Raw genomic sequence first — 9,920 nt, 5'->3', positions numbered from 1 at the left:
GGTGACAAGGTCAAGCGTGTGATCGCCTGTTCCGGCAAGGTGTATTACGACCTCGCCAAAAAACGTGAAGAAAAGGGCAACGACGACGTTGCCATCATCCGCGTCGAGCAACTCTACCCGTTCCCGCACAAGGCCTTTGCCACGGAGCTGAAAAAGTACCCCAATGCGACCGAGGTGGTGTGGACGCAGGACGAGCCACAAAACCAGGGGGCGTGGTTCTTTGTGCAGCACTACATTCACGAGAACATGCTTGAGGGACAAAAGCTGGGTTATTCCGGCCGAGTGGCATCTGCCTCACCGGCTGTGGGTTATTCGCATCTGCACCAGGAGCAGCAAAAGGCGCTGGTGGAAGGCGCTTTTGGCAAGCTCAAAGGTTTTGTCCTGGCCAAATAAGGCAGCACTCCGCGTCAACCTGTTTTGGCCGGGCGTTCGTCCGCCGCCAAAACCCTCAAGATCATTTTTGAAAGAATTGTTATGGCAATCGTAGAAGTCAAAGTCCCGCAACTGTCCGAATCCGTGGCTGAAGCCACTCTGTTGCAGTGGAAGAAAAAAGTCGGCGACGCTGTCGCTGTGGATGAAATCCTGATTGATGTCGAAACCGACAAGGTGGTGCTGGAAGTTCCCGCCCCCTCGGCTGGCGTGATCGTGGAAATTGTCGAGCCCGATGGCAGCACGGTCGCCGCTGACCAGCTGATCGCCCGTATCGATACCGAAGGCGTGGCGGGTGGTGTGGTTGCGCCGGTGGCACCTGTGGTGGCGGCGATGGCCGCTGCTTCTGCCCCTGCTGCTGTTGCTGCCGTACCTGCCAGCGCCTCCATGGCCGGTGTGGCAATGCCGGCGGCTGCCAAGCTGATGGCCGACAACCAGCTCGCTGCGGGTTCCGTGGCCGGCACCGGCAAGGATGGCCGCGTCACCAAGGGCGACGTGCTGGCCGCCGTGGCCGCACCCAAGGCCGCTTCCGCACCAACGATGCCCGCCGCCAAGCCAGCCGCACCGCTGCTGCCGCAGGTGGCTGCGCCCGCCAGCAGCCTGGCGGCTTCGCTCGAAGGCCGTCCCGAGCAGCGCGTGCCCATGAGCCGTCTGCGCGCCCGTGTCGCCGAGCGCCTGCTGCAATCGCAATCCACCAACGCCATCCTGACCACGTTCAACGAGATCAACATGGCGCCGGTGATGGAAATGCGCAAACGCATGCAGGAGCGCTTTGAGAAAGAGCATGGCGTCAAGCTGGGCTTCATGAGCTTCTTCGTCAAGGCCGCGGTGCATGCCCTGAAAAAATTCCCGGTGCTCAACGCCTCGGTGGACGGTACCGACATCGTTTACCACGGCTTTTTTGACATCGGCATTGCGGTGGGCTCGCCCCGTGGCCTGGTGGTGCCAATCTTGCGCAACGCCGACCAGATGAGTTTTGCCGACATCGAGAAGAAAATTGCCGAATTTGGTGCCAAGGCGCGCGATGGCAAGCTCGGCATGGAAGAGATGACCGGCGGCACGTTCTCGATCAGCAACGGCGGCACCTTTGGTTCCATGATGTCGACCCCCATCATCAACCCGCCGCAAAGCGCCATTCTGGGTGTGCACGCCACCAAAGACCGCGCCATGGTTGAAAACGGCCAGGTCGTGGTACGCCCCATGAACTACTTTGCGATGAGTTACGACCACCGCATCATCGACGGCCGCGAAGCCGTGCTGGGCTTGGTGGCGATGAAGGAAGCGCTGGAAGATCCGGCCCGTCTGCTGTTTGATATCTGAATACCAGTTCGCTTTAACCCGCAGCGCGCATTGGGTATCTGACTCCGCGAATGTCCCCCGGATTGGGGCTGGCCCCAATCCTCCTCCTTAATTTGGCAAAACCCCAAGTCCACGCGCTACGTCAGACACCCAACGCACGCCGCTAGTCATTGGTGCGGGTATTTCATTAATCATCGTGGCGCCTAGTCACGGAAGTTAGAAAGTAAAAAATGAGCAAGCAATTTGATGTGATCGTGATTGGTGGCGGCCCCGGCGGTTATATTGCCGCCATTCGTGCCGCCCAGCTGGGCAAAAACGTGGCCTGTGTGGACGAATGGAAAAACGCCAAGGGCGGTCCGGCACCGGGTGGCACCTGCACCAATGTGGGCTGCATTCCGAGCAAGGCGCTGTTGCAGTCGAGCGAGCATTTTGAGCAGGCCGGCCACCACTTTGCCGACCATGGCATTACGGTCAAGGGCCTGAGCATGGACGCAGCCAAAATGGTGGCGCGCAAGGATGCGGTGGTCAAGCAGAACAACGACGGTATCCTGTACCTTTTCAAAAAGAACAAGGTCAGCTTCTTTCATGGTCGTGCTTCGTTTGCCAAGGCGGTCGATGGCGGCTACGAAATCAAGGTGGCGGGCGCCGCAGAAGAAACACTGGTTGGTCAACAGATCATTGTGGCCACCGGCTCGAATGCCCGCGCCTTGCCCGGAGCGCCGTTCGACGAAGCCATGGTGCTGTCCAATGAAGGTGCGCTGGCGTTGACGGCCGTGCCCAAGAAACTGGGTTTGATCGGCTCCGGTGTGATTGGCCTGGAAATGGGTTCGGTCTGGCGCCGTCTGGGTGCCGAGGTGACCATCCTGGAAGGCTTGCCGGACTTCTTGGGTGCCGTTGACCAGCAGATTGCCAAGGAAGCGCAAAAAGCCTTTGTCAAGCAGGGTCTCAAGATCGAATTGGGCGTCAAGGTAGGTGACGTCAAGGTCGGTAAAAAAGGCGTCAGCGTGGCCTGGACCAACGCCAAGGGTGAAGCTCAGATGCTGGAGGTGGACAAGTTGATCGTGTCGATTGGTCGTGTGCCCAACACCACCGGCCTGAATGCCGAAGCGGTTGGCTTGAAGCTCAACGAGCGCGGCGCGATTGTGGTCGACGCTGACTGCAAGACCAACTTGCCAGGCGTCTGGGCGGTGGGTGACGTGGTGCGCGGCCCGATGCTGGCGCACAAGGCCGAAGAAGAAGGCGTGGCGGTGGCTGAACGCATTGCCGGGCAGCATGGCCACGTCAACTTCAACACCATCCCCTGGGTGATTTACACCAGCCCCGAGATCGCCTGGGTCGGTCGCACCGAGCAGCAGCTCAAGGCCGATGGCGTAGCCTACAAAGCGGGTACTTTCCCGTTCCTGGCCAATGGTCGCGCGCGGGCCCTGGGCGATACCACGGGCATGGTCAAGATGCTGGCCGATGCCGCTACCGATGAGATTCTGGGTGTGCACATCGTCGGTCCGATGGCCAGCGAACTGATTGCCGAATGCGTGATGGCAATGGAGTTCCGTGCCAGCAGCGAAGACATTGCACGCATCTGCCATGCGCATCCGTCCTTGAGTGAGTCCACCAAGGAAGCGGCGCTGGCGGTTGACAAGCGCACCTTGAACTTCTAAATGACACGAAGATGGCTGCTGGGGCTTGAGCCACAAGTTCAGGCAGCCATTTTTGCAGTGACCAGTCACAAGTGACCGTTAAAAAAATCTACCAGGCCGAGTTGCTGGCGCGCGGTTACAGCGCGGATCCGGCGCAACTGCGCGCGGTGCAGGCGCTGGAAGCTTGCGCCCGCGAGTGGGGCAAGTTTCGCGAGATGCGCTCCAATGCACTCAAAAAATTGATCAACCGCCCACCCATTCCTCGTGGTATTTACATGTATGGCGGCGTTGGTCGGGGCAAGAGCTTCCTGATGGATTGCTTTTATACAGCCGTGCCATTGAAGCGCAAAACGAGGCTGCATTTTCATGAATTCATGCGCGAGGTGCACCGGGAGCTGGCCAGTATGCAGGGCACGGCCAATCCGCTGAATCTTTTGGCCAAACGGATTGCCGCAAAGTACCGGCTGATTTGTTTTGACGAGTTTCATGTGTCAGACATCACCGATGCCATGATTCTGCACAGATTGCTCAAGGCCTTGTTTGAGCAAGGTGTGGGTTTTGTCACTACTTCGAATTTCAAACCTGATGATTTGTACCTTCATGGCTTGAATCGCGACCGATTTTTGCCTGCCATTGCCTTGTTGAAGTCCCATCTCAATGTGATCAATGTGGACCACGGCACCGACTATCGGGGGCAAACCCTGGCCCAACTCGAGCTGTACCACTTTCCCCTGGGTGAGGCGGCAGACGAGGCCATGCGCAACGCTTTCGAGCAACTGGCAGAATCACCGGATGAAGACCCGACCCTGCACATCGAGGCGCGCAAAATCCATGCGCGGCGCAAAGCGGGTGGCCTGGTGTGGTTTGACTTCAATACGCTCTGTGGCGGACCGCGCTCGCAAAACGATTACCTTGAAATTGCGACCCAGTTCCATACGGTTCTGCTCAGCAATGTGCCACAAATGCCACCCCGCATGTCCTCCGAGGCGCGTCGCTTTACCTGGCTGGTGGACGTGCTTTATGACCGGCGGGTCAAGCTGATCATGTCTGCGGTTGTATCTGCAACCGAGCTTTATACGGAGGGTCTGATGGCCAATGAGTTTGCTCGCACCGTGTCGCGTCTGCAGGAAATGCAGTCCGCCGAATTCCTGGCCTTGAGTCGTCGGGATGTTGATACCTGCCTGACATGAGTCGGCGCATCATTTTTGCCCTGGCCTGTCTGTTGGCGTCTGCCTTTGTGGCAGCGCAGGCCGTGCCCGAACCATTGCCGGCAACCCCATTGCAGCTACAGGAGGCGCATTTGCGCATTGATCGTGCGCGTACGCAGCTGCAGGCCGAGGTGGAACGGGCCAATGCGGCCTGTTATCAAAAATTTGCGGTATTTGACTGTCAACGCAACATACGTGTAAAAAATCGCAGGGCACTCGACGAGTTGCGACGTCAGGAATTGATTTTGAACGACCTTGAGCGCCGGGCCAAAGCCAACAACGCACTTGATAAGATCAAGGAAAAAAGTTTGACGGTGCCGCAAGGCCTGGATACCAACCCCTTGGTGCTACCGGCAGATCGTTGAAACCAGCGGACTCATTCCGGCAAGGGTTCAAATTTGACGACCACCATCGACAGGTTGTCGCCAGCGCCGCGGGCCCGGGCCCTGGCTTTTTCGATCAGGAACTCAGAGGCCTCCCTGGGTGCCAGTGTGGACAGGACATCGCCCAGTTCGATATCATTGAAGTAATGCCAGACGCCATCACTGCAGGCCATCAAAATGTCGCCCGCGTTCATCTGCGGGATGTGATGCAGGCTGATCGACGGCGCATTGTCCGAGCCCAGACAACTGACCAGAATATTTGATTTTGGATGGTTTTGGGCCTGCTCCGGCGTGATTTCTCCGCGATCTACCAGGAGCTGAACGTACGAGTGATCGAGCGTGCGCTTGACCAACTGGTTGCCGCGGAAATGGTAAATGCGGGAGTCGCCTGCATGAATCCAATAACAGTCCCCTGCGGGGTTGAGCAAAAAAGCAGCGATGGTGCTGTGCGGTTCCTGCTCAGATGAAATGGCAATCAGTTTGATCACCGTATGTGCCTCGTTGAGCAATTGTTTCAACATGACCTGGGGGTCATCGGTGGCCGGGTCATAGCGTTCAAAAAGCTGGCGTGCGGTCATCATGACCTGGTCCGAGGCTTTGCGGCCCCCGCTGCGGCCCCCCATGCCATCGGCCAGGACGGCCAGCAGACACCCCTTGACGCGGGGATGGCTGAGCACAGTCACCTGATCTTGCTGGTAGTCGCGGTCTCCTTTGTGAATCCCGGTTGAAGCCGTGAGTCGGTAGGCATTGGCCTTCATGCTGTTACCAGATCTTCCACCACGGGTCATTTCGGGGTTTGAAGCCGTGCACCAGATAAGGGGTTTGCGGGTAATTTTTTTCAAGCACGCGCAGGGTGTCGTCGCGCAACGTGGTCATGCCCAGCGCGTCATAGGATTTGACCATGATAAACAGGGCTTCTTCGAGGGCTGGAACCCCCTGGTAGTCGGCAAGGGCGGTTTGGGCCCGATTGATTGCCGCCAGATAAGCACCGCGCGCAAAATAGTAGCGTGCCACGTGCACTTCTGATTGCGCCAGGGAGTTCACGATGTAATTCATGCGTTGGCTCGCCTCGGGGGTGTAACGCGAGTCGGGAAAGCGGTTGACCAGTTCCTTGAATGACTCAAACGAATCCTTGGCTGCTTTCTGATCGCGTTCGGCCAGGTCCTGGCGCGTCAAACCGGAGAACAAACCCAGATCATCATTGAAATTGACAATGCCCTTGAGGTACAGGGCGTAATCGAGGGCAGGACTCGCAGGATGCAGTTTGATGAAGCGATCCAGCGTGGCAATCGCCAACACGGACTCACCGGCTTTGTAATGGGCATAGGCTTTGTCAAGCTGTGCTTGTTGGGCTAGTGGTGTCCCGGCTGCACGGCCTTCGAGTTTTTCCAGCAGCGTTACAGCCTTGTCATAAGCGCCACTGTTGAGCTCGTCCTTGGCTTCGGCATATATTTTATTGGGGCTCCATTCGGCGGTGGGGTCCGGCACCGTGGTGGAGCAAGCGCTTAGGAAAACAACGCCAGCCGCCAACATCCAGACGCAGAGGGCAGATAATTTGGCATGAGGCATGGCGAAAGACTTTCTTGAACAAAACAAATTTGATTATATCGGGCACCCTGCCCCTGGATGAACTCGATGGCGCCTCTGTGCTGGAGCCACAAGCAGAGCAGCGAAAGCTGGTTTTTACGGCTGCCCACCATGGTATGCGATTGGATCGCGCCCTGGTTGAATTGGTGCCAGAGTTTTCACGCAACTATTTGCAGCAGCTCATTGAGGCTGGCAGTGTCCAGGTCAACGGGCAGGTGCTTGTCAAGGCATCGCATAAGGTCAGGGTCTCGGATGCGGGTTTGATCGAGCTGCGTCCAACCCCGCAAAGCCAGGCCTTCAAGGCAGAGGCCATGGTGCTGGATGTGGTTTATGCTGACGCGCATTTGCTCGTGATCAACAAACCCGCCGGTCTCGTGGTGCATCCGGCGCCAGGCAATTGGTCAGGTACCCTGATGAACGGGCTGCTGGCTTATGACGCAGGAGCCTTTGATCTGCCGCGCGCCGGCATCGTGCACCGCCTTGACAAGGACACCAGTGGCCTGATGGTGGTGGCGCGCAGCCGGCCGGTCATGGACGCGCTGGTGCGCGCCATTGCCGCGCGGGAAGTGAAGCGCCAGTACCTGGCCATTGGCCAGGGGGCCTGGTCTGGCGGCGCCAGGTGCCAGGTGGCTGCAGCCATTGGCCGAGATCCTGTGAATCGACTGCGCATGGCCGCGGTTGATCTGGATCTCCATCCGGGCAAGCCGGCCCGAACCGACTTTGAGCTCCTGTCCAATGCGGCCCAGGCCTGTCTCGTGCAATGCACCCTGCATACCGGTCGGACCCACCAGATCAGGGTGCACATGATGCAACTCAAGCATCCCTTGCTCGGCGACGCGTTGTACGGTGGCACCATGGGTCTTGGCATGACAAGACAGGCCCTGCATGCGTACCGGCTCGCTTTTGCGCACCCCATCACCCGGCAGGCGCTGTCTTTTACCTCCGATCTGCCCCCTGATTTTTCGACGGCGCTGAACAGTCTGGGTCTCAAGTACAATCAAAACCATATTTAAACGCTGGTTCCAGTTTCCTTGAACAGCGTCTGCGTCACCGATAGCTCGCTCGGCTTGTTACGCGCCCTCCATTCTTTGTCTTGATGTCTTTGGGCATCTTATTTTCAATTCGACGACACCATGAAAACGCTGGATGCCAAGTGCATTCTTGAAGCCGCTTTGGTTTGTGCCCAACAGCCCATGTCCCTGCGTGACATGCTGCTTCTTTTTGGGCAGGAGCAAAGTCAGGCTGAGATTCGTCTTTTGTTGCATGAATTGCAGCAGGACTGGTCGCAGCGCGGCGTTGAACTGGTGGAGCTGGCCAGTGGCTGGCGCTTTCAGAGTTGTGCTGAAATGCGGATGTATCTGGATCGCCTGTATCCGGAAAAACCACCCCGCTACGCCCGTGCCACGCTCGAGACCCTGGCCATCATTGCCTACCGTCAGCCGGTCACCCGGGGTGATATTGAGGACATCCGGGGCGTCACTGTCAATTCGCTGACGATCAAGCAACTCGAAGACCGGGGCTGGATCGAAGTGATCGGCCACCGCGATACGGTCGGACGGCCAGCGCTGTTTGCCACCACGCGCCAGTTTCTGGATGACCTGGGTTTGTCTTCACTGGACCAATTGCCCGTGCTGGATGCACCGGGTGCGGCCTTTGAGGGCTTGGGGCGAGCGCTGGAGGCAGGTCAAGGCAATGAAGCCATGGTTGCCACGCCCGAGTTGAACTGGGCTGAAGATGCCAATGCGGTTGGGGCCATGGCGCGAGAGTTGAATTTGGAGTCAAAGGAATCAAGATGAAACACGAAGAGTCAAACCCGCAGACCACGGTTATCCGGTTCGAAGATGTGGTCTCGGGGCAATTTGACGCAGAGGACGCGCAGACGGTTGCTCACCCCCTCAAGCGGGTGCTGGCGCCTCAGCCTGAATCACCCAAGCTGCACAAGGTGTTGGCCCAGGCCGGCATGGGTTCCCGTCTGGAGATGGAGCAGCTGATCATGGAAGGCCGCATCACCGTCAACAATGAGCCTGCGCACATTGGCCAACGGGTGCAATTTGGTGACCATGTCAAAGTGAACGGCAAACCGATCCGCTTCCGGATTGAGCCGCCGCCGGCACGCGTGATTGCTTACCATAAGCCGGCGGGCGAAGTTGTGTCCAACGACGATCCACAAAACCGGCCCACTGTATTTCGCAAGTTGCCCAAGCTGTTCCAGGGCAAATGGCAGTCGGTAGGCCGTCTCGACCTCAATACCGAAGGCTTGCTACTGTTCACCAGTTCGGGTGAGTTGGCCAACAACCTGATGCACCCGCGTTTTGGACTGGAGCGTGAATATGCCGTGCGCGTACTGGGTGCCCTCAACCAAGAGGAAAAGAAGCGCCTGCTGGAGGGCGTCAGGCTGGATGACGGCCTGGCCAACTTCGGTTCGATCGAAGAGGGCGGTGGCGAGGGTTCCAACTGCTGGTACCGGGTCACCATCTCTGAAGGCCGCAATCGCGAAGTGCGCCGCATGTTTGAGGCCGTTGGCCATGCCGTCAGTCGTCTGATACGAATTCGCTACGGTGCCATGGTTTTGCCGCGTGGGCTCAAGCGGGGCGCCTGGATGGAACTCGACGCCGGCGACATCAATTCGTTGACGCAAAAAGCAAGAAATTCTGCATCTGCGGCCTCGGCAGATGCCGCAAAGCCTGTGGCTGAAGAGGGTGTGGCGCGTGAGCGTACGCCACGTCCGCCCTTGCGTGGCCGTCGCCCAGCCGGACGCAGCCCGACTGGGCGCGGCAACAAGCCCAATGCTGGCACCAGTGCCGCCAATAACGCCCAGCCAGATCCGCTAAAAACGAATTTTGGTTACATCGGGGCCGACAGTTATACCCGTCAAAGACAGGAGCAGGGCAGCAAACGTGGCGCCGGTTCCGGTTCTTCGGGTGCAAGACGCCTTGGCAAGGGCCGTTGAATTGGCCCACGGGAGCTATGGCTGCATCCCGGCGGTGCAGGCCAGCTAGACCAGATCAGGTTAACATCCATGGTTTTGACCAATTGCTCAAAAATTACATTTATCAGGAACAACCATGACTATCGAACGTACTCTTTCCATTATCAAGCCCGACGCCGTTGCCAAGAACGTGATCGGACAAATTTACGCCCGTTTTGAGGCTGCCGGCCTGAAAATTGTGGCCGCCAAAATGGCCCATTTGTCGCGTGGCGAGGCCGAGGCTTTTTATGCTGTTCACAAAGCCCGTCCCTTCTTCAAGGATCTGGTTGATTTCATGGTTTCCGGCCCGGTCATGATCCAGGCACTGGAAGGTGAAAATGCGGTTTTGCGGCACCGTGACCTGATGGGTGCGACCGATCCTAAAAAAGCGGCTCCCGGCACCATCCGC

10 protein-coding genes and 1 pseudogene are annotated in these 9,920 nt (G+C 58.1%); 9 read left to right on the top strand and 2 right to left on the bottom strand.

The window, feature by feature from the left end:
* From sucA to NDI87_RS14050, 5 genes and pseudogenes are all read left to right on the top strand, one after another.
* A pseudogene (sucA, locus tag NDI87_RS14070) lies at window positions 1–393 on the top strand (2-oxoglutarate dehydrogenase E1 component); the annotation flags it as partial.
* 81 nt (window positions 394–474) lie between these two features.
* On the top strand, window positions 475–1,749 hold the full coding sequence (gene odhB / locus NDI87_RS14065) for a 2-oxoglutarate dehydrogenase complex dihydrolipoyllysine-residue succinyltransferase (protein WP_296275990.1): 1,275 nt from the start codon (window positions 475–477) through the stop codon (window positions 1,747–1,749).
* Between the two features lie 209 nt (window positions 1,750–1,958).
* Entirely contained in the window at window positions 1,959–3,386 is a 1,428-nt protein-coding gene (lpdA, locus tag NDI87_RS14060) for a dihydrolipoyl dehydrogenase (protein ID WP_296275989.1), read from the top strand.
* Between the two features lie 71 nt (window positions 3,387–3,457).
* Complete coding sequence (gene zapE, locus NDI87_RS14055; protein WP_296275988.1) at window positions 3,458–4,555, top strand: cell division protein ZapE; 1,098 nt, start codon at window positions 3,458–3,460, stop codon at window positions 4,553–4,555.
* A 110-nt stretch (window positions 4,556–4,665) separates the two neighbouring features.
* On the top strand, window positions 4,666–4,938 hold the full coding sequence (locus tag NDI87_RS14050) for a hypothetical protein (protein WP_296275987.1): 273 nt from the start codon (window positions 4,666–4,668) through the stop codon (window positions 4,936–4,938).
* Window positions 4,939–4,949: 11 nt separating this feature from the next.
* Here NDI87_RS14050 and NDI87_RS14045 read toward each other — a convergent pair whose 3' ends face one another.
* Together NDI87_RS14045 and NDI87_RS14040 are read right to left on the bottom strand one after the other, a co-directional pair.
* Window positions 4,950–5,714: a protein phosphatase 2C domain-containing protein gene (locus tag NDI87_RS14045; RefSeq protein WP_296275986.1), complete on the bottom strand. Its 765-nt coding sequence runs from the start codon at window positions 5,712–5,714 to the stop codon at window positions 4,950–4,952.
* Between the two features lie 4 nt (window positions 5,715–5,718).
* A complete protein-coding gene (locus tag NDI87_RS14040) occupies window positions 5,719–6,489 on the bottom strand; it encodes an outer membrane protein assembly factor BamD (protein WP_296275992.1) in 771 nt (256 codons plus the stop codon).
* Window positions 6,490–6,602: 113 nt separating this feature from the next.
* On the opposite strand from NDI87_RS14040, the gene NDI87_RS14035 reads away from it, so the two are divergent.
* The 4 genes from NDI87_RS14035 to ndk form a co-directional block, all read left to right on the top strand.
* A complete protein-coding gene (locus NDI87_RS14035; RefSeq protein WP_296275991.1) occupies window positions 6,603–7,556 on the top strand; it encodes an RluA family pseudouridine synthase in 954 nt (317 codons plus the stop codon).
* A gap of 120 nt (window positions 7,557–7,676) precedes the next feature.
* Window positions 7,677–8,339, top strand: coding sequence for an SMC-Scp complex subunit ScpB (scpB, locus tag NDI87_RS14030; RefSeq protein WP_296275985.1), 663 nt, complete (start codon window positions 7,677–7,679; stop codon window positions 8,337–8,339).
* On the top strand, window positions 8,336–9,493 hold the full coding sequence (locus NDI87_RS14025) for a pseudouridine synthase (protein ID WP_296275984.1): 1,158 nt from the start codon (window positions 8,336–8,338) through the stop codon (window positions 9,491–9,493). The genes scpB and NDI87_RS14025 overlap by 4 nt, the downstream gene beginning before the upstream one ends.
* 115 nt (window positions 9,494–9,608) lie before the next feature.
* Window positions 9,609–9,920 (top strand): nucleoside-diphosphate kinase (gene ndk, locus NDI87_RS14020; protein WP_296275982.1); only part of this gene is annotated, 312 nt, incomplete at its 3' end.

This window comes from Rhodoferax sp., assembly GCF_023701345.1.
GTDB lineage: Bacteria > Pseudomonadota > Gammaproteobacteria > Burkholderiales > Burkholderiaceae_C > Rhodoferax.
The sequence above is the reverse complement of the archived record's forward strand: the minus strand, read 5'-3'. Positions and strand labels throughout refer to the sequence as shown.